Here is a 20654-nt window from a genome sequence, read left to right as displayed (position 1 = left end):
GCCTTCGCGGGAATCCAGCGGACCCGGCGCAGCCTGCCCCCTTTTCACTTTCCGGGCATTTTTCCCAAAATCCCGCCGCTTCGGCTGCCCCCGCGACAGCCCAATTCCCCCACTGCCGTAAAAATCTGTCCTAAGTAACTGTTTGCTTACGACATTTCATGGCATAGTCGCGCCGGAACGCGTCGACCCTCACTAAGTTTCTCCTAAGTTTCGCGCGCTATCGTGCGCCCAGTCGTCCGATCAGGACGGCAGGTGATGTGACGCGCCCTCGTGCAGCGTCAGGAATATTCAGGAATTTCTCAGAGAACCATGCGGATATTGCTCGTAGAAGACGACGAGATGATCGGTGAGGCCATGATGCAGGCGCTCAAGGACGCCTCGTATGCCGCCGATTGGTGTCGCGACGGCGAGTCGGCCCTCTCGGCGCTGGCCGCCCATACCTATGACCTGATGCTGCTCGACCTCGGCTTGCCCGGGCGCGACGGCTGGGACGTGCTGCGCGCCCATCGCGGCGCGGGCGGCCGCACGCCGATCATCGTCGTGACCGCACGCGACGGCGCCGAAGACATCATTCAAGGCCTCGATCTCGGCGCCGACGACTTCGTCGTCAAACCCTTCGAAGTCGGTGAACTGCTTGCCCGTATGCGTGCGGTCATCCGCCGCAACGCCGGCGTGGCCGTGCCCGTGCTTACCAACGGGGCACTGGCGCTCGACCCGGCAACCCACGAAGCGACCTACGGCGACAACAAATGTGTGCTCTCCGCCCGTGAGTACGCGTTGCTGCATGCCCTGATGCTCCGCCCCGGCACGATCCTCTCGCGCGACGCGCTGGAGCATCGCCTTTACGGCTGGGGCGAGGAGATCGAGAGCAACATGATCGATTTCCTGATTCACTCGATTCGCAAGAAACTGGGCGCGGACGTCATCCGCAATATTCGCGGCGCCGGCTGGCTGGTGCCCAAGGCATGAAGATGCGCTCGTTGCAGTCGCGACTGGTCGTCACGCTCTCCGCCTGTGCGGTGGGGCTGGGCATCGTCGCCGGCCTGGTCTCGTACGCGGCTGCCTTTCGCGAGGCGTATCGCTTTCAGGACGATCAGTTACTGCAACTCGCAGCGCTCGTGGACATCCGCAACCTGCCCGGCGCTGACGACGCTGTGCACGGCCTGCCGATCCAAGATCACGACTACCGACTGACCGTGCAGACACTCGGGGGCGTGTTTCCGGTGTCGCTGACCGATGGTTTCCATACCGTCGAAGGGACCGTACGCAGCGATCACACGTGGCGCGCCTATGTCCGCACCATCACGCCGGATCTGCGCATCGTCGTGGCGCAGCCGACCGAGGGCCGCAATGAGATCGCCCGCAATAGTGGCCTGCGTACCGCCCTGCCGTTCGTGGTCTTCGTGCCATTGCTGATCGGCGCGATCTTGCTGACCGTACGCCGGGCTTTCCGGCCGCTGCAACGGCTGGCCGAAGGCGTGGACGCGCGGCGCGAGACCGATCTGCACGCGCTCGATACGGCGGGCGCCCCTAAGGAGATCGAACCGTTCATCGTGTCGATCAACCGGCTGCTGGCCCGTCTGGCGAAGGCACTCGACGAGCAGCGCCGCTTCGTGGCGGACGCCGCGCACGAACTGCGCTCGCCGGTCACGGCACTGGTGATTCAATCGGAAAACCTCGACCGCGCCCTCGCGCCGGTGGCACTCGATACCGAGACGCGGGCGCGCCTCACCAAACTCAAGAGCGGCTTGCAGCGTACGCGCGGGCTGCTGGAACAACTGCTGACGCTCGCCCGTGCCCAGAGCGCACCGACGGCCGAGGCCACGCCACTGGCGTTGTTGCCGGCAGTTCACGAGGCACTGGAAGACGTGTTCGTGCTGGCGGACCGCAAGATGATCGTGCTCGACCTGATCGACACCGCGCCGGGGTTGCGGGTGGCGAGCACCAAGCGCGACATCGTGACGTTGCTGAGCAATCTGGTCGGCAACGCGGTGCGTTATACCCCGGGCGGCGGCACGGTATCGGTTCGGCTGTCCTCGACCGGGACCCACGCCGCCATCGACGTGATCGATTCCGGCCCGGGCATCGACGCCGACAAACGCGAGCGTGTATTCGACGCGTTTTACCGCGCAACCGAGGTGCGTGATTCTCATGCACCCGGCCTGAACACGGAAGGCACCGGCCTGGGGCTGGCCATCGTGCGGGCCATTGTCGATCGCCTCGGCGGTCAGGTGCATCTGAAAGACGCCAATCTGGTGGCGCCACGCGGGCTGCATGTGCGCGTGACGTTGCCGAACCCTGATGTTTCGTAACCCCCGTTCCATTCATCCAACAAGACCGGAAGTTTCGCATTCATGTCCACACGCCCTCAACGTGACGCCGGGTTAGAACCCTGGCCGATCTCCCCCGCCGCACTCCTCTGGCTGCTGGCCGCGTTCGCGCTGGTCTGGTTCGGCCTGCTGAACTGGCGGCATCTGATCTCGAGCGACGAAGGCCGCTATGCGGAGATGGCTCGCGAAATGCTGGCCACCGGCGATTGGGTCACGCCCCGCTATAACGGCTATCTCTATTTCGAGAAGCCGCCGCTGCAAACGTGGATGAATGCGCTCACCTTCATGGTGTTCGGTCTGGGCGACTGGCAGGCGCGCCTGTGGACGGCGCTCACCGGCTTTGGCGGCGTGCTGCTGGTCGGCTATACGGGCCGCCGGATCTTCGGTGCCCGGGCGGGACTGTTCGCGGCCATCGTACTGGCGAGCGCCCCGCTGTGGGCCCTGCTGGGTCACTTCAACGTGCTGGACATGGGCCTGTCGTTCATGATGGCCGTGGTGCTGTGCGCACTGCTGCTGGCGCAACGCCCGGGACTCACCGACACGCAGACACGCAACTGGATGTGGCTGTGCTGGGCCGCCATGGGTCTGTCGATTCTGAGCAAGGGGCTGATCGGCATCGTGCTGCCGGGTGCCGTGCTGGTGGTCTACACGCTGGTGGCACGCGACTGGGCCTTGTGGAAGCGTCTGTATATCGTGAGCGGATTGATCGTGCTGCTGGCGGTCACCGTGCCGTGGTTCGCCGCCGTGATGGCGCGTAACCCGTCGTTCTTCGATTTCTTCTTCGTGAACGAGCACTTCAACCGTTTCCTGAAGCCGGATCACAATCGCAACGGGCCGCTGTACTACTTTGTGCCGGTGTTCATCGTGGGCTTCCTGCCGTGGCTGTCGATGCTGCCGCGCGCGATTTCTGCCTCGCGTGCGACGCCGCGTCAGGCCAACGGCTTCCGCCCGGTGACGATGCTGTGGGTCTGGGCGATCCTGATTTTCTGCTTCTTCTCGGCCTCGCATTCGAAGTTGATTTCGTATGTGCTGCCGATCGCACCGGCCGTCGCCATGCTCATCGGGCTGGGGCTGGCCGGGATGACCCGCGAGAGCCTGCGCAAGCATCTGATCGTGTCGGTGGTGTTTTTCGTGGCCACCATCGTGACGTGTCTGGTGTTTCTGTCGCATCACTCCGACAGCCGTAATCCGGTCGAGGCGTATCGCGCGTTCTCGTACTACCTGTACGCGGCGAGCATCGTCGGCCTGATCGGCATCGGCATTACGCGCTGGCTGGTCAAGCGCAGCACGAAGCAGGCGCTGATCGCGTTTGCCGGCACGTGGCTGGCCTTCACGATGATCGGTGGCTCGGGGCATGAGGCGTTCGGGCGGGGCAGCTCGGGCATCGATCTGGTGCCGGCGGTGCGCGCGGAGATGCAGCGTCTGGGCCCGGATACGCCGTTCTACTCGGTGGGCACGCTCGATCACACGATGCCTTACTACCTGCAACAGCCCATGATCATGGTCGCCGTGCAGGACGAGCTGGAGTTCGGTATCTCGCAAGCCCCGGATAGCTGGGTTCCGACACTCGCCAAGTTCGCCGATGTGTGGATGGCGGCCCCCAAGGCGCTCGCGCTGGTCGACCCGGAGAAGTTCACGGTGCTCGAAACGCTCGGCCTGCCGATGAAGATCATCGCCCGCGATAACCGCCGCGTGATGATCGAGAAGCCGATGGCGGGCGATGTGCCTGCGCCGGCCCCAGCGTCTGCCCCTGCGGCGAACTGACCCGTTCCCGTTTCCGTTGTTCTCGTGCCAGCGCGGCGACTTAAAGCCTAATTGAAGCCGCCCGCTGGCACCGTCTGGCCGCGAAGAACTCAAATCGCGTACACTTGGCGTCGCACGATCCTTCTCCGTGCCCCCCGTAGTTATCCCGCAGTTTGTCGATCGTTGTTGTTGGCGAGGGTCTTCCGTCGCCATGTGAACAAGGACGTTTCAACATGCAGACGCAGGACCAGGCGGCACGCCAGACACCCACCGACACCCCCGAGCAACGCAAGGCGTCGGATCAGGCTGCTGAGATCGCCGAGATCACCGACAACAGGCCGACGGCTGCCGTACAACGTCGCATCGATCAGTTGGCCGGGAACCACGTCGCCGGCTCGTCACAGCAGCAACTCTCCCAAGTCATTCAAAACAGTCCGCGCATGCAGATGCAGCGGCAACGGATCGACGCGACGATCGGCACGGCCGATGGGCCTCGCGCCTCCGCAGGCGTGGTTCAGGCGCAATGGGATCCGACCGGGGTCAGTGGCGACAATGTCCAGCAGATCCGCGCACTGGCCGCCATGGGGACGAAATACATTCAGGCGGCATTCCGCAAGCTCACCGCCGGCTCCCCAGAGCTCACCCGACGCTTCGAAGCCGTCGTCGGCGATGCCCTGACGGGCACCACGAAGCCCATCATCGACAGGCTGCTGCTCGATGCCTTTAACGACGGCGCAAACCACACGGCAGCCGAGTTGATGACCATGGTCGAGGAGGCAGCGATCAAGTCGCCCCAGATTCGGGGCGCGCATCAACAGACGCCCAAATTGGCTGAGCGGCTCACAGGCTGGACGGATCGGCTTGGCAGACGCGAGGACAAATCGTCGACCGCCATCACGAAGCGCCAGAAGGAACGGACCGCCACGGGCGCTTACCCCCTGCTGATGTTCACGCATACGGCCCCGATGGCCGAAGCCGACGATAACGACCACCATCAGGGCAAGGAGGTGTATCCGGCCGCAAGCAGCATGGATTACTTCCGTACGGGTGAGAATCGCCAAAGCCTCTACTTCACGACGCCCGGGGCGAAAAAGCAAAAGCAGTACGTGTTCGTCAAATCCATCTACGACTTTTACAAAGAACTCGACGACTCGCTGACGTTCGACGATGAGAACACCGAGATCATCACGCCGGGTGTCATGTATGCCCATAGCGGTACGGGACGGTACCAGCATTCCGGCTATGGCTCGGAGGTCAATTCCTATGCCAAGGAAAAGTTGCTGAGCGCTGCGGGCAAACCGATTCGCAGCGAAAAGCTTGCGAAATCGAAAGCCACGTCGAGCCGTTATTTCGACACCCGTGATCCGGGACGAACCGCGGCCTATCTCGATGCCGCGAGCAACGTCGACGCTGAAGGTGAATTCTCGCAAACCTACGGGGCCACGATTCTCGAACATTGCCGCGCCATCGTGCAGGGACTGGCTGGCGTGCGCAGTACGCACTTTCGCATTGTGGTCGCCGACGAGCAAAGCGGCTACCTGACGTATCCGTGTCCCATCATCGAACCGGTGATCAAGGGCAAGAAGTCACCGACCAAATCCGACATCCTGCCGCACATGCAATTCATCATGACCGAGTTCAATGCGGGCTCGAAGGTCAAGATGTATCAGCGCAACAGCTTCGGATTTCTCTATCCGGCGATTTCCGATCTGGAGCGGTCCATCCGCTTGTGGCCGGGGCAGCTCGATGCACCGTACTTCATCGCCAAGGTGAAAGAAGTGCTCAAGCGGTACGACGCTTGGGTGGAGCGCAGCGAAAGAGACGACGAAGAGGACGAAGACGCCGCGATCGAGATTGAAGCGCCGCGCAGGCATCCGTCGGCAGCCGTTGCGTCGGGCCACGCGCCCAATGCGACGCTCTATTCCACGTTGATCCGGGCGATGAGTTACATCCGTAGCGTTTGCCGCAAAGGCGGATTCCAACCGGGCAAGACACTGGATTTCGTCCAGCAGCGGCTGATTACCAATCTGACCAAGGGGCAGTGGCTCTTGCGCATGCGCCGCTACGACACTTATCTCGGCATGGATAAGGCCGATCTGTTTCTCGAGATTACGCAGGTCATTGAGAATCTCAATGAATTCGGGCTCCAACTGGTCGAGTTACAAACCTGGGCGCCGAGTACCGACGAGTTCATGAGCGTAGTGAAGCAAGGCTATAGCGCGGGGGCGCTGGCATCCGGGCACCACGTGACGGGGGCGGCGCTTACCCATAGCGGCATGCAGGCCGGGATGGTGGCCATGAACCTGCGCAAGAAGTCCACGTTCAGGCTAGGGCCCGCCTATTTCGAATTCCCGCGTGACGTGCTGAACAGCAAAGTGACGAAGTCGGCTTCGCAGAAGAATACCTTGCACTACGACCCTGCCTACAACTTCACGCATCAGGCGGAGCTCACCACGTATCGGGCCGTCCCGTCGCATGGCGCGGACGATCTGTGTGCCATCATCGACATCACCAACGTCAAGCCGTCCGAGCTCCCGGGCATTCTTTCGCGGCACGCGGCGACACCGTCGATCTTCCTGTACGCCAGTCTTTCAAAACACTTCCAGTTCGGCATGGACCGGTTCACGCTGGGCCTGATTCTCGAACTCAACAAGACGGGTACGGTCGCGCCTGCGCTCGGTTCCTATTCCATACCGGTGGAACTGATCCGGTATTTCATTCAGATGCAGGCGTCGCACAATCTGGGCTTCGAAACAGAACTGGCGAAGGCGCTGGAGGAGGCACAGTAAAAACCGTGCCTCCTGCGCTGCAACGCCTCATTCGCCCTACTTCGCCCTACTTCGCCTTACTTGGCCTTCGCCGTCTTCGCCGGCGCACCCGGCGCGACCGACACGCTGGCTTCGGCCGTCAGCATCAGGAACGTGAACGTCTCTTCCAGATACAGACGGACCGTCTCGGCGGTGTGGTCGAGATAGCCGATCGACACGTCCTGACCGATGTGCATCTCGTAGTCGCCGCCGCGCGTCGACACGATGGCGCCGCCGTCGATCGCCGGGGCCCAGATGATCTCGCCGCTCACGATATGACCGATGTGCTCGAGAATCGGATAACCCTGATCGTTGGCTTCGGCCACGGCCGTGTAGGCATCCGCGCCCAGCAACACGCTGTACGGACCATCGACACCTTCGAGGCGCAGTTGCTCCAGCGCCTTGGCGATGACGGTCGGGTAGTCGGCGATGCTCTTCGGCAACGGCAGCACCGGGTTCGACGTGCCTTCGCGCACGCCCGTGATCTGGGCAGCCTTGTAGCCGTCGAAAATCGCGCGGTCTTCGGCGTACGCCAGCTTGATAGCGGCGTCCTTGGCCGGCTGCCAGTCCGAGTCGTTGGCGCCGCGCTCGACGTCGTCGATCGCTTCACGCGAGAGCTCGAACGGTACGCGCAACACCACCAGCGGCAACACGGTACGTTGACGCGCATCCACACCCTTGAGCGGTGATGCGATCGACTTCTGATGGCCCGTGCCTACGCCGGCCAGCGCCAGACCGCCCGGCCCCTTGACGTCGACCACGCGGCGCGCCGCGACGGTGCGCTTGAACGTACGCGCCACTTCTTCTTCGATCTGCTCCCATGCGGCGTTCGAAATGGGGGCCAGTTCGCGATGCAGGTTATTCATGCCTGAGAAACTCCTTTGAGCGATCCGATATTCAGCGAACCCGCCACCGGGGCGGTGCTCGCATTGGTGAGAGAGGAAACGGTAGCGTCGACCACAGCCGTGTTGCGCGACTCGCGCGGCTGCGCGTCGATCAGCGTCTTGACGACGGGCGACTCGGTGGCTTCGGCCACCGGTTCGCGATCGGCCAGCTCTTCCAGCAACGCGGCCGACGGGACGAAGAACAGCCCGCCCGTCACCGCCGTGCTGAAGTCGAGCAGGCGGTCGTAGTTGCCCGGCGGCTTGCCGACAAACATGTTTTCCAGCATCTGCTCGATGGGCGCCGGCGAGCGCGCATAGCCGATGAAGAACGTACCGAACTCGGCAGAACCGGGACGGCCGAACGGCATGTTGTCGCGCAGGATCTTGATTTCCTTGCCGTTTTCTTCCAGCGTGGTCAGCGCGCTGTGCGAATTGCTCGGCTTCACGTCTTCGTCGAGTTCGACATCCGAGAGCTTGGTGCGCCCGATGATGCGCTCCTGCACTTCCACCGGCAGCGCATTCCAGCCGGTCATGTCGTGCAGATACTTCTGCACCAGCACGTAGCTGCCGCCGGCAAAGTCGGGATCTTCGTCGCCCATGACGGTGAAGTCGATGGCTTCCTGCCCCGTCGGGTTCTCGGTGCCGTCGACAAAACCGACCATGCTGCGCATGTCGAAGTAGCGGAAACCATGCACCTCGTCGACCACGGTCACCGCATCGCCGAGCTTGTTGAGCATCAGCGTTGCGAGATCGAAACAGAGGTCCATCTGGTCGGCGCGAATGTGCAGCAGCAAGTCGCCGGGCGTTGCCGGGGCATGCCGCTTGCCCGCACCGAACTCGCGGAACGGATGCAGCTCGGCCGGGGCCGGGTCGCCGAACAGGCGGTCCCACGCGTTGTCGCTGAAACCGACGACACACGAGAGATTGCCGGACGGCACGCGCTTGCCCACGGCACGCACGTACGCGGCAGCATCCGCGCACCACGCGCGTACGGCCGCGTGCGCAGCGGCGTCGTCGCGAACGGTGGCGACGAGAAAAATGGCACTACGGGTGACGGTGCCGGAGACCGGCTGTGGTTCAGGGGGACGTTCAGTCATTGCTTTCCTGCTTGGGGCTGGGGTTCTCGACTGCGTCGCACCCGCATCGGGACAGCCATGACGGGTAAACGGCACGCTGAACGCTATCGGGCGGCGACTTTTGGTGTGCCTGATTTATAACGCAACACACCGTAATATGCCACTCCCTTTGCACGCACCGCGCGTAGAGCCTTGCCGGGCGGGCCTCGGCGGGTCGTTCGCCGGAATATGGCAATTGCGCCATTTTGGCGTCATTTTGGCGTTGGCAGTGCGCCACTACCATGGCGTCGTCCCGGGGCCTCGCCCGGTGCGCCACTGTGCGCGCCGGCAGACAACAAGGCCCTAGCCCGGACCGACGCTGCACGCCCACCGGCTAACAGCCGTCGACCGGCCCTTGATCGTACGTCTGCGACTGCGCCCGAGCGCGTCTGAACCATGTGGATTGTTAACGTTGCGCTCAAACGGCCTTACACGTTCATCGTGATGGCCATCATGATTCTGCTCGCCACGCCGCTGACGCTCATGCGCACGCCCGTGGACGTGCTGCCGGAAATCAACATCCCGGTCATCAGCGTGATCTGGACGTACACCGGGTTGTCCGCCCAAGACATTGCCGACCGGATGATCTCCGGCAACGAGCGTGGCCTGACGACCACGGTCAACAACATCGAGCATATCGAGTCGCAGTCGCTGCCCGGTATCGGCATCATCAAAATCTTCCTGCAACCGACGGCTAACGTGCAGACGGCCATCGCGCAGGTGGTGGCCGTGGAGCAGGCGCAGGTCAAGCAGATGCCGCCCGGGGCCACGCCGCCGTTGGTGATCAGCTACTCGGCCTCGTCGATTCCGGTGATGCAGCTCGGCCTGTCGAGCCCGAGCCTGTCGGAACCCGCCCTCAACGATACGGCGCTCAACTTCCTGCGCCCGCAACTGGTGACGATCCCCGGCGCGGCCGTGCCGTATCCGTATGGCGGCAAGACGCGCCTGATTTCCGTCGACATCGACTCGCGCGCGCTGCTCGCCAAAGGCCTGACGGCGCAAGACGTGGTCGCTGCGGTGAACGCGCAGAACCTGATTCTGCCGACCGGTACGGCGAAGATCGGCCCGCGCGAATACAACGTGGATATGAACGGGTCGCCGCCCACGGTCGAAGGCCTGAACAATATTCCGGTGCGCACGGTGGGCGGTGCCACGACGTATCTGCGCGAAGTCGCCCACGTGCGTACGGGCTTCTCGCCGCAAACCAATATCGTGCGTCAGAACGGCCAGCGCGGCGTGCTGATGTCGATCATGAAGACGGGGGATGCCTCGACGCTCTCCGTGGTCGATTCGCTCAAGGCACTGCTGCCGGAAGCCCGCGCCGCCCTGCCCTCCGACCTGAAGATTTCGGCACTGTTCGACCAGTCGGTGTTCGTGAAGGCCGCCGTGCAGGGGGTGATTCACGAAGCGCTGATCGCCGCAGCCCTCACGGCCGCGATGATTCTGCTGTTCCTCGGCAACTGGCGCAGTACCTGCATCATCGCCATCTCCATTCCGCTGTCGATCCTGTCGTCGTTGCTCGCGCTGCATGCACTCGGCCAGACGATCAACATCATGACGCTCGGGGGGCTGGCGCTGGCGGTCGGTATTCTGGTGGACGATGCGACCGTGACGATCGAGAACATCGAGCGGCACTTGCACATGGGTACCCCACTACACGAGGCGATTCTGGAGGGCGCGGGCGAAATTGCCGTGCCGGCGCTGGTCTCGACGCTGTGTATCTGTATCGTGTTCGTGCCGATGTTCTTCCTGACCGGGGTGGCGCGTTACCTGTTCGTGCCGCTGGCGGAAGCGGTGGTGTTCGCGATGCTCGCGTCGTACATACTCTCGCGCACGCTCGTGCCCACGCTGGCCATGCTGCTGATGGGTCACGCCCATCACCCTGACCCGAACGCGAAGCCCGGCATGTTCCGCCGCATCTATCTGCGGTTCGACGCCGGCTTCGAGCGCATGCGCGGCGCCTATATTGTGGTGCTCTCCAACTTGCTGGTCCGCCGCCGGATGTTTGCGCTGAGCTTCCTCGCGTTCTGCGTGCTGTCGATGGGGCTCGTGTTTGCGCTCGGTGCCGACTTCTTCCCGAGCGTCGACGCGGGCGACATCCGCATGCACATGCGCGCGCCGACCGGCACCCGTATCGAAGAAACGGCGCGACTGGCCGACGAGGTGGAAAAGGTGGTGCGCGAAGTCGTGCCCCCGAAGGAACTCGAGACGATTCTCGACAACCTCGGGCTGCCGTACAGCGGTATCAACCTCTCGTACAGCAATGCCGGCACGATCGGCACGCTCGACGGCGAAATTCAGATCGCCCTCAGCCCCGACCACAAGCCGACCGCCGGCTATATCGACAAGCTGCGCGCGATCCTGCCGCAACGCTTCCCCGGCGTGGAGTTTTTCTTCCAGCCGGCCGACATCGTCACGCAGATTCTCAACTTCGGGCTGCCCGCCGCCATCGACATCCAGATCAGCGGCAATCAGCAACTGGCCAACTTCGACATCGCAACGAAGCTGCTCAAGCAGGTGCGGCAGGTGCCGGGCACGGTGGACACCCATATCCAGCAACGCGTGAATGCGCCGACGCTGCACCTCGACATGGACCGCACGCGTCTTCAGCAACTGAACCTGAACGCGAACGCGGTCGCGCAGAACGTGCTGATCTCGCTCTCGGGCAGCTCGCAAACGTCGCCGGGCTTCTGGTTCAACAGTCAGAACGGCGTGGAGTACAGCCTGTCGGTGCAGGCCCCGCAATACCGGGTCAGCTCGATCGACGACCTGCTGCGCACGCCCGTGGCGGGCACGGCCAATAACGGTCAGCCGCAGTTGCTCGCCAACTTCGTGAAGGTAGTACCGACCGAGCAGTTCGCGGTGGTCAGCCACTACAACATCCGGCCGGTGATCGACTTGTACGTGAGCGTGGAAGGCCGTGACCTCGGCAGCGTGGCGGGCGACATCAACAAACTCGTGGCCAAGGCCCGACAGGACCTGCCGCGCGGCAGCCAGATCGTGGTGCGCGGTCAGGTGAGCACAATGCAAAGCTCGTATCTGGGGCTAGGCGTCGGCGTGGCGATGGCCATCGTGCTGGTCTACCTGCTGATCGTGGTGAATTTCCAGTCGTGGGTCGACCCGCTCATCATCGTGAGCGCCCTGCCCGCCGCCCTCGCCGGCATTGTCTGGATGCTGTTCCTGACCGGCACACGGCTGTCGGTGCCGGCCCTCACGGGCGCCATCATGACCATGGGTGTGGCCACCGCCAACAGTATTCTCGTGGTCGCCTTCGCCCGGCAGCGCATGGAATCGGGCATGGCACCGCTCAAGGCGGCGCTGGAGGCCGGGGCTGGCCGTATTCGGCCGGTGCTGATGACGGCGCTCGCCATGATCATCGGCATGGTGCCGATGGCGCTGGGTCTCGGCGAAGGTGCCGAGCAAAACGCGCCGCTGGGACGCGCCGTGATCGGCGGTCTGATGTTCGCCACGGTTTCGACACTGTTCTTCGTGCCGCTCGTGTTCGCCGGGATTCACACCCGACTCGCGCGTCGCAAAAAAATTGCTTCTTGATGGGTTGACTGACATGACCGAGAAACATCACGCCGAACTGGCCCTTCCCGAGCACGACCCCGCCGACGGACGGCAATTGCCGCCGCGCAAGGGCGAATTCCGCCGCGCCAAGATCGCACTGATCGTCGTGGCCGTGCTGCTGATCGCCGGTGCCGCCCGCACCACCGTGTCGAACGCCCTGCAACGGCGCGACGTCGCCAACGTGACGGTAGAGAACGCGAAGCAATATGTAAGCGTCGTGACGCCGGAGACGACCTCGGCCAGCGAAACCCTGCTGCCCGCCACGTTGCGCGGCGCGGTCGAGTCACCGATCTACGCCCGCGCGACCGGCTATTTGCTGCGCCGCTATGTCGACATCGGTGCCCGTGTGAAACAAGGTCAGTTGCTGGCCGATCTCGACACACCGGAAATCGATCAGGAACTGGCGCAGGCGATGGCCCAGCGCAACCAGATCAACGCGAGCCTCGGGCTGGCGAAGTCGTCGCTCGAGCGTTGGCAGCAACTGCGCCAGCGCGACGCCGTCTCGCAGCAGGAACTCGACGAACGGCAAAGCACCTACACGCAAGGCATCGCCAATCTGGCCGCCGCCGACGCCAACGTGAAGCGCCTGCAACAACTCGAATCGTTCAAGCGCATCGTGGCGCCGTTCGACGGCGTGATCACCCAGCGCAATGTCGACGTGGGCGACCTGATCGATGCGGGCAGCGGCACCAGCCGCGCGCTGTTCTCGCTCGCACAGACCGACCCGTTGCGCGTCTACGTGCAGGTGCCGCAGGCCTATGCCCAGGGCGTGACCGTGGGTCAGCCGGTGGTGGTGACGCAGGCCGAACTGCCCGGCGAGCACTTCCAAGGCAAGATCACCCATGTGTCCGGCGCCATCGACGTGGCCACGCGCTCGTTGCAAATCGAAGCGTCGCTGCCCAACCCGGACGGCAAGCTGCGCCCCGGTGCTTACGTCCAACTGGCGCTGCCGAGCGCGGCGCGTGCCCATCTGAGCGTGCCGTCCAATGCGCTGCTGTTCCGTGCGGAAGGCCCGCGCGTGGCCGTGGTGGACGATCAGGGCGTGGTGCATCTGCACAAGATCGTGATCGCTCAGGATCTGGGGCAGTCGCTCGAATTGGCCGACGGTGTCGCGCCGACCGACCGCGTCATCATCAACCCGAGCGACTCCATCGACGACGGCGATCACGTGCAGGCCAAGGCGCTGGCGGTGAAGGCCGCACCGGGCGGCAACGCCGGTGGCAAGCCCGCCGGGAAGTCGGAAGACGCGGCCAACGGTAAGGCGCAAGGAGCGCAATCGTGATCGGGAGCGAACGCGTGGCACCGACGCCGGCGGTACAGCAGCGCTCGCCTCGCACGATCGATGGCCGCAGCCTCCGCCGCGGCTTCCGACTCAGCGCCGTAGTGCTGGGCGTCGCCACACTGCTTAGCGCCTGCGCCGTCGGACCGGACTATCAGCGCCCCGAAGTCTCCACGCCGCCTGACTGGAAAACCGACAGCTACTGGCGGCTGGCGCAACCGTCGCACGCGCCGTTGCAGCCCGACTGGTGGACCTCGTTCCATGAGCCCGCGCTCGACGACCTCGAGAAGCAGGCACTGGCGCAGAGCCAGACGCTCGCCGCCGCCGTTGCCCATTACGAACAGGCGCGCGCAACGCTTGCCGGTACGTCGGCGCAACGTCTGCCGGAAGTCGACGCGTCGTTCGGGCTGGCACGTCAGCGCATCTCGGCCAACCGCCCGCTCACGAGCTATTCGTCGTCGATGATGTCGACGGTGCAGAACAACGTGCAGCTCGGGCTCGGCGTGAACTACGACACCGACCTGTTCGGACGCATTCGCCGTCAGGTCGAAGGCGCGCAGGCGTCGGCCGAACAGGCCGGCGACGATCTGGCCAATGCCCGGCTGGTGCTCACGACGCAACTCGCTACGGCCTACTTCCAGTTGCGCGCCCTCGACGCCGAGATTCACGTGCTCGACGAGTCGGTCAAGTTGCAGCAGAAGGCGCTCGACTATGTCAGCGCGCAGCACGATCTGGGCGCCGTCTCCGGGCTTGACGTGCTGCAACAGCAGTCGGAACTCGACACCACGCGCGTGCAGGCCAAGCTGCTGCATCAGCAGCGCGACCAATACGAACATGCGATTGCCGCGCTCGTCGGCGTGCCCGCCCCGGCGTTCTCGGTGCCGGTCGGCACGCTGACCGACTCGATGCCGGCAATTCCGCTGGGCGTGCCGAGCGACGTGTTGCAGCGGCGCCCCGACATTGCGTCCGCCGAACGGGCGATGGCGGCGGCCAACGCCCAGATCGGCGTCGCCAAGGCCGCCTTCTTCCCGAGCCTGATGCTCAACCCGTCGATTGGCTGGCAGGCGACGGACTTCGCCAACCTGCTCTCCGCGCCCAGCCTGCTCTGGACGCTGGGCACGGCGGCCTCGCAAGTCATCTTCGACGGCGGACGCCGGCAGGCGGGAGTGGATTACGCGAGCGCCGGTTATCGCGCGGTTGAAGCCAATTACCGGCAGACGGTACTCACCGCCTTCCAGCAAGTACAGGACGGTGTGACCGGTCTATCGGTGCTTGACGGTGCGGCCCACGAATCGCATGCGGCCGTGGTCGATGCGCAGCGCTTGCTGAGCCTCGCCAACGACCGTTACTCGGGGGGCCTGACCGCTTATTTGAGTGTGATTACCGCGCAGCAGAGCCTGCTCGCGAGCGAGCGTCAGGACGTGCAGATTCGCGGGCAACAACTGGTGTTGTCGGTTGCGTTGGTCAAGGCGTTAGGCGGCGGCTGGCTGCCGTCGGATTCATCCACTGACTCGTATAATGCGCAAAGGTGAGGTGACGACATGAAAGTACTGATCGTTGAAGACGAACACAAAGTGGTGGACTATCTGCGCTCGGGGTTGACCGAGCAAGGCTGGGTGGTCGACGTCGCGCTCGATGGCGAAGAAGGCACGCATCTGGCGCTGGAGTTCGACTACGACGTGATCGTGCTCGATGTCATGCTTCCCAAGCGCGACGGCTTTGCCGTGCTCGGCTCGCTGCGTGAGCGCAAGTCGACGCCGGTCATCATGCTGACCGCGCGCGATCACGTGAACGACCGCGTGCGCGGCCTGCGCGAAGGGGCCGACGACTACCTGACCAAGCCGTTCTCGTTCATCGAACTGGTCGAGCGCCTGCATGCACTCGCGCGCCGCACCCGCGTACAGGAATCCACATTGATTTCGGTCGGTGACCTGTATGTCGACCTGATCGGACGCCGCGCCACGCGCGACGGCCAACGGCTAGATCTCACCGCGAAGGAATTTCAGTTGCTCTCCGTGCTCGCCCGCCGTCAGGGCGACATTCTGTCGAAGACCGCCATCACCGAACTGGTCTGGGACGTCAACTTCGACAGCCACACGAACGTGGTGGAGACCGCCATCAAACGCCTGCGCGCCAAGCTCGACGGGCCCTTCCACACCAAGCTGCTGCACACCGTGCGCGGCATGGGCTACGTGCTGGAGGTGCGCGAGGCGTAAGCCGAGCGCATTGCCGCAGCGCTCATCATGGTCAAACACTCGATCTCCCGCCGCCTCGCCGCGATGTTCGCGGTGGTGGCGCTATCGGTGTTCGCGTTGGTGGGTGCCGCGCTCTACATGATGTTGCGCGTGCAGTTGGAACGGCACCTGCGCGAGTCGCTCGACGACCGCGCGCAGATCGCGCACATCATCGTCTATCACGGCGGCACGCCCGAGAAGTGGCAGATCGTGCGCGAGAAGCTGAGCGACATGACCCCGCGCGACGGCACGACGACCTACGCGGTGTCGAGCGACGACCCGCGCTTTACTTTCGGTACGCCGGTCGGCGGCATGTTCGTGAAGCGATTGTCGAACGGCTACGTGCGGCTGCGCCCCGACGGCGGCGGCGACGACTTGCTGACCACCCGCGAAATCTTGCCGCCATACGGCTCGCGCCCGGCCGTGACGCTTCAGGTGTCGGCCAGCTATTCCCCCAACGAGCGCACGCTGCGCGCCTTCGGCCTCGGGCTCGCGGCGCTGTCGGCGCTCGGCAGTCTCGGCGTACTGTTGCTCAGCTATTCGGTCACGCGACTCGGTCTTTCGCCGCTGACGAGACTCACGCGCGAAGCCTCGCAAATCAGTCCGGACAACCGCTCACAGCGGCTCGATACCCGGTCGCTGCCGGTCGAACTCGACGATCTCGCACACTCGTTCAACGGCGCCCTCGCCCGGCTTGACGGGGCCTACGAACGGCTGGAATCGTTCAACGCCGACGTCGCGCACGAGTTGCGCACGCCGGTAACCATCCTGATCGGGCAGACCGAAGTGGCGCTCACGCGCGACCGGCCGGTCGAAGACTTGCGCGCGCTGCTGCAATCGAATCTGGAAGAGCTGGGCCGCATGCGCACGATCATCAACGACATGCTGTTCCTCTCACGCGCCGATCAGGGCGAACGTGCGACCGGCCTGACGGGCGTGTCGATCGCGAGCGAAGCCGCGCACACGCTTGAGTTTCTGGAAATTCCGCTGGAAGAGGCGCAGGTGGCGGCGCGGCTACATGGCAGCGCCTTTGCGCATGTGAACAAGGCACTCGTAGGACGCGCCGTCGCGAATCTGGTGATGAACGCGATCGAGCATTGCGCCCCGGGCGCCACCATCGACGTGCGAATTTCTCAACCGGCCAAATCGGCACACGACGCCGATCAGGTGCGCATCGAAGTCGCCAATCCGGGCGCACCGATTCCGCCCGACGTGCTGCGGCATTTGTTCGATCGTTTTTACCGCGCCGAGCCATCGCGCACCAACAGCCGCGAGAATCATGGGCTGGGGCTGGCCATCGTCAAGGCCATCGCCGAAATGCACGGTGGCACCGTGTGGGCGCACAGCGCGGGCGGCCTCAATACGTTCGGTTTCTCGGTGTCGAAGGGGCCGGCAGCACCTGCCGACCCGGTGGGGATGGGGCCATTGGGTCAGACGGGTACGACGGGGCCGGTAGGCACCGCCACCGGATCGTCAGAGACCTTGCCGACCGTGGTTGCCCGCTCGCGATAGTCCCTGCCCCTGCGGCGCGAAGCCGGTCAGCGTTTCACCCAGCGCCTCGCGCGCATAAGCGGCTGCGACAGTCATCTGTGCGAGCCGCGCCCGCAACTCCAGATTCTCCCGCTCCAGATGTTGTACGCGCCGCATCGCATCGGCCACGTCGGCACTCGCATACCCGAGGGAGAGTTGCCCGTCAGGCAGCGCATCGAGCAATGTCATGGCTCTCGCCAGATTCTGCTCGAGTTGCTGTGCCCAGACCGCGTGGGCATTGGCCGGCGAAGATATCGATGTCGGCACGGCCGGCATTTCGTAGGCGGTTCGCGCCCGCACGATGGCCTTTTGCACGGTGCCCGCGCTCGGCCGTCGTGCCACGCCGGCCAGCCCCATCAACTTCAGATACGTCTGCGCACCGTAAATGCGATGCGCGGCAGACCACGCGTCGTGCAGGAAAGCGTCGAGAAAAGCGGGATTGTTATGGGGATTTGCCGTGTCCGCGTCGCGGGCGGCGGCGAGCAATGCGGCATATGTCGCATCGTCGAATTTCAAAGCGGACCGTGCCATGGCGACCTCCGGTCGTGGGCGCTTGCCGTTTGGGGGGACCGGGCGCCGGTGGTGGTGTCACCGGCGCCCGATGGTCAAACCGACTGATAGTCCGCCGCGTCCATTACGGCTTGGGAGCCGGCGGCGGCGGCGGCGGCATCCACTTGCGTTTCGCATCCGGGGCCTGCGTCACAGCCACGGCAATCGCTTCGGTGTAGTCCACATTGACGGAATCGCCCACCTTCACGCCATTGAGCAGCGAGGGGTCCTGCACGGCGATATCGACGGTGCGCTTCGGTCCGCGCAGCGTGATGACGTTGGCGGTCCGGTCGATCTTCTGCACGGTCGCCACCACCTTGATGTTGCGCGCCGCATCGGCGGCCGGACGATTGCCCGGCGTGGCACGGTTCGCTTCTTCGGTGACGACACTGCTACGAATGCCGCCGCCCGGCGCCACCGAGATGGCGATTGCCCGCTCGTAGGCCACTATGACCTTGTCGCCCTTGCGCATCTGTTCGAAGTTTTTCACTTCGGGGCCGACCACGAAGGTCACCGGTTTGCCTTGATCGTCGGCAACCTGAATGGTGCGGTTCTTGGCGTCGACGTTCAGCAGTGTCGTACGGAACTCGACAACGCCACCGCGCACGATCGGTGCGGGCGGGGGGGCGGCCTGCGTCTGTGCATAGGCGGCCTGCCCCAGCGACAACAGGCCGGCCAGAATCATCGCTTGCGTGAGCTTCATGGTGTGTCCTTTTTGTTATCGCCGAATGAGAATCCGTCATTCGAATTCGGCAAATAGTTAATTATCCGAAACAAATTCCCGGTGACGGGCAACCCGTGCCAATTACCGAATGTTTCCCGGCGATAGTAACAAAATAATTCACTTCAGCAAGATAATTTTGTTTTGCATACCAAATACCTTTATCCCTCGAATAATTAAAATTACGCGCTGCCGGATTGCGCCTTCCCTATGGGCCTTGAGGTACAGCCCTCTTATTGAATTCGATTGATGAAAATCAATAAACCATTCATGCATGGAGGTCAGATGCATACTTATTTTCAATCAAAGCAGAAACAACTTGTTACAAAATCATTCATTGAAGTTACGTAATTCTTAATCCGTTCGGATGATGTGTTTCGCCTTGACAGTTTGCAATCCGAATCACTAATCTTGTTTCTACCCGGATCAGCGGCCGCACGGCCCGCCGGTACATTTGTGCGGGTCAAATATTTCCTGATCCGCCCCGCCGCCTCGCGCCCGTACACAGCGCACCAGCACGTTGTTGTCGTCCCGTTCACACCAGCCCTTTGAATGAGGTCACACAGTGCCATCTATGTCTTCCCGACGAACGTTTCCCCATCGCCCCGATCGTGCGCCTACACGGACACTCATCCGAACACTGACATTCGGAGCGGCCGCCGCCATTGCACTGATGTCCTACACGGTGTCGGCACAGGCGCCCGCCTCGGACAGCACACTCCCGGTGCAGGGAATGCCCGAGAAACAGCAAGGTGCCGTTGACGCGCTCACGAAAATGAGCCGCTATCTGAGAACCTTGCAGCGCTTTCACGTAGCGGCAGACTCGGTGACCGACGCGGTGTTGAGCACCGGCCAGAACGTGGGCTTTCTGCATCACACCGACATGTCGGTGCAACGCCCCGATAAGGTGCGCGCCGTGGTCACCGGCCAAGCGCGCAATCGCGGCTTTGTCTATAACGGCAAAACGTTCACGCTCTACGACGAGTCTCAGGGCAAGCGCTTTTACAGCCGGGTCGACGCGCCGCCGACCATCGATGCACTGGCGCGGGATATCGATCAGAAGTACGGCATCGGACTCCCGCTGGCCGATCTGTTTTATTGGGGCACGGACCCTGACGATGCCGGGCAATTGCGCTCGGCGCTGTTCATCGGGCTCGATCGCGTGAATGGTGAATGGTGCAATCACTACGCGTATCAGCAACCCGATGTCGACTGGGAATTGTGGATTCGGGCAGGTTCGCGCCCCCTGCCTTGCCGGTTCGTCATTACCGACACTACGCAGCCGTCGCGGCCGCGGCATTCCGTGAATTACCGGTGGAACGTCAATCCGACCTTCGCAGCGGGAACGTTCACCTATCAGGTGCCCGCCGAGGCGCAGCGTATCGAGATGCGTCCGCCCGGGCCGCCACAAGAGGGTCCGGCGGGACAGACCGGACAGACTGGACAAGCACAGGGAGGCCGCCAATGACCCGGATGACTTCCCAGCCCCCGGGTACGCCGCCGTCGGCGATCCACCGCAAGCCTGCCAGCGGTCCCGCGATGCGAGTGATCTGCCTGACGGTCGCGGCCACCTTCGCCGTCGTCTCGACCCACAGCTTCGGCTTCGGATTCCGTGGCGGTGCGCGAACGAGCCTGCATGGCGGTGGTGGTGGCGGCGGTGGTTTTCACGGCGGCGGCATGGCACATGGTGTCGGGCCGAATGCCGACGCCGGCGGCATGCAACGTGGCGGTGCACCGGGTGGCAACACGCCGATGCATGCCAACGCGGGCGGGCCGTCCGGGGGACCTCCCCACGGCGGCGGCCAGCCACCGGGGCCGGGCCCCGGACCCAATCCATCGCCGCAGCCGGGGCCACATCCGGCGCCGCCCGGTCCGGGTCCGGGTCCAGG

At 63.8% G+C, this 20654-nt stretch carries 14 protein-coding genes and 1 pseudogene; 11 read left to right on the top strand and 4 right to left on the bottom strand.

Going from position 1 to position 20654, the window contains the following annotated elements; all coding sequences use genetic code 11:
• Positions 1-309: 309 nt before the first annotated feature.
• The 4 genes from PIN31009_RS11380 to PIN31009_RS11365 all read left to right on the top strand — a co-directional run bounded on the left by PIN31009_RS11380 (position 310) and on the right by PIN31009_RS11365 (position 6862).
• On the top strand, positions 310-969 hold the full coding sequence (locus PIN31009_RS11380) for a response regulator transcription factor (protein ID WP_087688977.1): 660 nt from the start codon (positions 310-312) through the stop codon (positions 967-969).
• On the top strand, positions 966-2312 hold the full coding sequence (locus PIN31009_RS11375) for a sensor histidine kinase (RefSeq protein WP_150685527.1): 1347 nt from the start codon (positions 966-968) through the stop codon (positions 2310-2312). Before PIN31009_RS11380 ends, PIN31009_RS11375 begins: the two co-directional genes overlap by 4 nt.
• A 42-nt stretch (positions 2313-2354) precedes the next feature.
• The gene (locus PIN31009_RS11370; protein ID WP_150790313.1) at positions 2355-4094 is read left to right on the top strand and encodes a glycosyltransferase family 39 protein; all 1740 of its coding nucleotides are present in this window, start codon (positions 2355-2357) and stop codon (positions 4092-4094) included.
• Between the two features lie 212 nt (positions 4095-4306).
• The gene (locus tag PIN31009_RS11365; protein ID WP_150790312.1) at positions 4307-6862 is read left to right on the top strand and encodes a hypothetical protein; all 2556 of its coding nucleotides are present in this window, start codon (positions 4307-4309) and stop codon (positions 6860-6862) included.
• Positions 6863-6918: 56 nt separating this feature from the next.
• Here the strand turns inward: PIN31009_RS11365 and PIN31009_RS11360 are convergent, their stop codons facing one another.
• Together PIN31009_RS11360 and PIN31009_RS11355 are read right to left on the bottom strand one after the other, a co-directional pair.
• Complete coding sequence (locus PIN31009_RS11360; RefSeq protein ID WP_058378827.1) at positions 6919-7746, bottom strand: family 1 encapsulin nanocompartment shell protein; 828 nt, start codon at positions 7744-7746, stop codon at positions 6919-6921.
• Positions 7743-8861, bottom strand: a complete 1119-nt coding sequence (locus PIN31009_RS11355) for a Dyp-type peroxidase (RefSeq protein WP_150790311.1) — start codon at positions 8859-8861, stop codon at positions 7743-7745. The genes PIN31009_RS11360 and PIN31009_RS11355 overlap by 4 nt, the downstream gene beginning before the upstream one ends.
• A gap of 414 nt (positions 8862-9275) precedes the next feature.
• Here PIN31009_RS11355 and PIN31009_RS11350 point away from each other — a divergent pair, with 414 nt between their 5' ends.
• From PIN31009_RS11350 to PIN31009_RS11330, 5 genes are all read left to right on the top strand, one after another.
• Positions 9276-12431, top strand: a complete 3156-nt coding sequence (locus PIN31009_RS11350) for an efflux RND transporter permease subunit (protein ID WP_150790310.1) — start codon at positions 9276-9278, stop codon at positions 12429-12431.
• Positions 12432-12444: 13 nt separating this feature from the next.
• Entirely contained in the window at positions 12445-13734 is a 1290-nt protein-coding gene (locus PIN31009_RS11345; protein ID WP_150790309.1) for an efflux RND transporter periplasmic adaptor subunit, read from the top strand.
• Positions 13735-13835: 101 nt separating this feature from the next.
• Complete coding sequence (locus PIN31009_RS11340; RefSeq protein WP_246185689.1) at positions 13836-15263, top strand: efflux transporter outer membrane subunit; 1428 nt, start codon at positions 13836-13838, stop codon at positions 15261-15263.
• 9 nt (positions 15264-15272) lie between these two features.
• Entirely contained in the window at positions 15273-15947 is a 675-nt protein-coding gene (locus PIN31009_RS11335) for a heavy metal response regulator transcription factor (protein WP_039375692.1), read from the top strand.
• 27 nt (positions 15948-15974) lie between these two features.
• Entirely contained in the window at positions 15975-17477 is a 1503-nt protein-coding gene (locus PIN31009_RS11330; protein ID WP_150790308.1) for a heavy metal sensor histidine kinase, read from the top strand.
• Here PIN31009_RS11330 and PIN31009_RS11325 read toward each other — a convergent pair.
• Together PIN31009_RS11325 and PIN31009_RS11320 are read right to left on the bottom strand one after the other, a co-directional pair.
• On the bottom strand, positions 17439-18026 hold the full coding sequence (locus PIN31009_RS11325) for a hypothetical protein (protein WP_150790307.1): 588 nt from the start codon (positions 18024-18026) through the stop codon (positions 17439-17441). The genes PIN31009_RS11330 and PIN31009_RS11325 overlap by 39 nt on opposite strands.
• Positions 18027-18129: 103 nt before the next feature.
• Positions 18130-18747, bottom strand: coding sequence for a copper-binding protein (locus PIN31009_RS11320; protein WP_150790306.1), 618 nt, complete (start codon positions 18745-18747; stop codon positions 18130-18132).
• 691 nt (positions 18748-19438) lie between these two features.
• Here PIN31009_RS11320 and PIN31009_RS11315 point away from each other — a divergent pair.
• Both PIN31009_RS11315 and PIN31009_RS27900 read left to right on the top strand, forming a co-directional pair.
• Positions 19439-20233 (top strand): DUF2092 domain-containing protein, encoded by a 795-nt coding sequence (locus tag PIN31009_RS11315; protein ID WP_174997115.1) that lies wholly within the window; start codon positions 19439-19441, stop codon positions 20231-20233.
• Positions 20230-20654: pseudogene (locus PIN31009_RS27900) on the top strand (hypothetical protein); the annotation flags it as partial. The gene PIN31009_RS11315 and the pseudogene PIN31009_RS27900, both read left to right, overlap by 4 nt.

Origin of the sequence: Pandoraea iniqua (assembly GCF_902459685.1) — a bacterium.
Lineage (GTDB): Bacteria > Pseudomonadota > Gammaproteobacteria > Burkholderiales > Burkholderiaceae > Pandoraea > Pandoraea iniqua.
The sequence above is the reverse complement of the archived record's forward strand: the minus strand, read 5'-3'. Positions and strand labels throughout refer to the sequence as shown.

Excerpts from the sequence above, each read along its gene's own strand:
- PIN31009_RS11380 (WP_087688977.1), top strand. The coding sequence starts at position 310 with ATGCGGATATTGCTCGTAGAAGACGACGAGATGATCGGTGAGGCCATG.
- PIN31009_RS11375 (WP_150685527.1), top strand. The coding sequence starts at position 966 with ATGAAGATGCGCTCGTTGCAGTCGCGACTGGTCGTCACGCTCTCCGCC.
- PIN31009_RS11370 (WP_150790313.1), top strand. The coding sequence starts at position 2,355 with ATGTCCACACGCCCTCAACGTGACGCCGGGTTAGAACCCTGGCCGATC.
- PIN31009_RS11365 (WP_150790312.1), top strand. The coding sequence starts at position 4,307 with ATGCAGACGCAGGACCAGGCGGCACGCCAGACACCCACCGACACCCCC.
- PIN31009_RS11360 (WP_058378827.1), bottom strand. The coding sequence starts at position 7,746 with ATGAATAACCTGCATCGCGAACTGGCCCCCATTTCGAACGCCGCATGG.
- PIN31009_RS11355 (WP_150790311.1), bottom strand. The coding sequence starts at position 8,861 with ATGACTGAACGTCCCCCTGAACCACAGCCGGTCTCCGGCACCGTCACC.
- PIN31009_RS11350 (WP_150790310.1), top strand. The coding sequence starts at position 9,276 with ATGTGGATTGTTAACGTTGCGCTCAAACGGCCTTACACGTTCATCGTG.
- PIN31009_RS11345 (WP_150790309.1), top strand. The coding sequence starts at position 12,445 with ATGACCGAGAAACATCACGCCGAACTGGCCCTTCCCGAGCACGACCCC.
- PIN31009_RS11335 (WP_039375692.1), top strand. The coding sequence starts at position 15,273 with ATGAAAGTACTGATCGTTGAAGACGAACACAAAGTGGTGGACTATCTG.
- PIN31009_RS11330 (WP_150790308.1), top strand. The coding sequence starts at position 15,975 with ATGGTCAAACACTCGATCTCCCGCCGCCTCGCCGCGATGTTCGCGGTG.
- PIN31009_RS11325 (WP_150790307.1), bottom strand. The coding sequence starts at position 18,026 with ATGGCACGGTCCGCTTTGAAATTCGACGATGCGACATATGCCGCATTG.
- PIN31009_RS11320 (WP_150790306.1), bottom strand. The coding sequence starts at position 18,747 with ATGAAGCTCACGCAAGCGATGATTCTGGCCGGCCTGTTGTCGCTGGGG.
- PIN31009_RS11315 (WP_174997115.1), top strand. The coding sequence starts at position 19,439 with ATGTCCTACACGGTGTCGGCACAGGCGCCCGCCTCGGACAGCACACTC.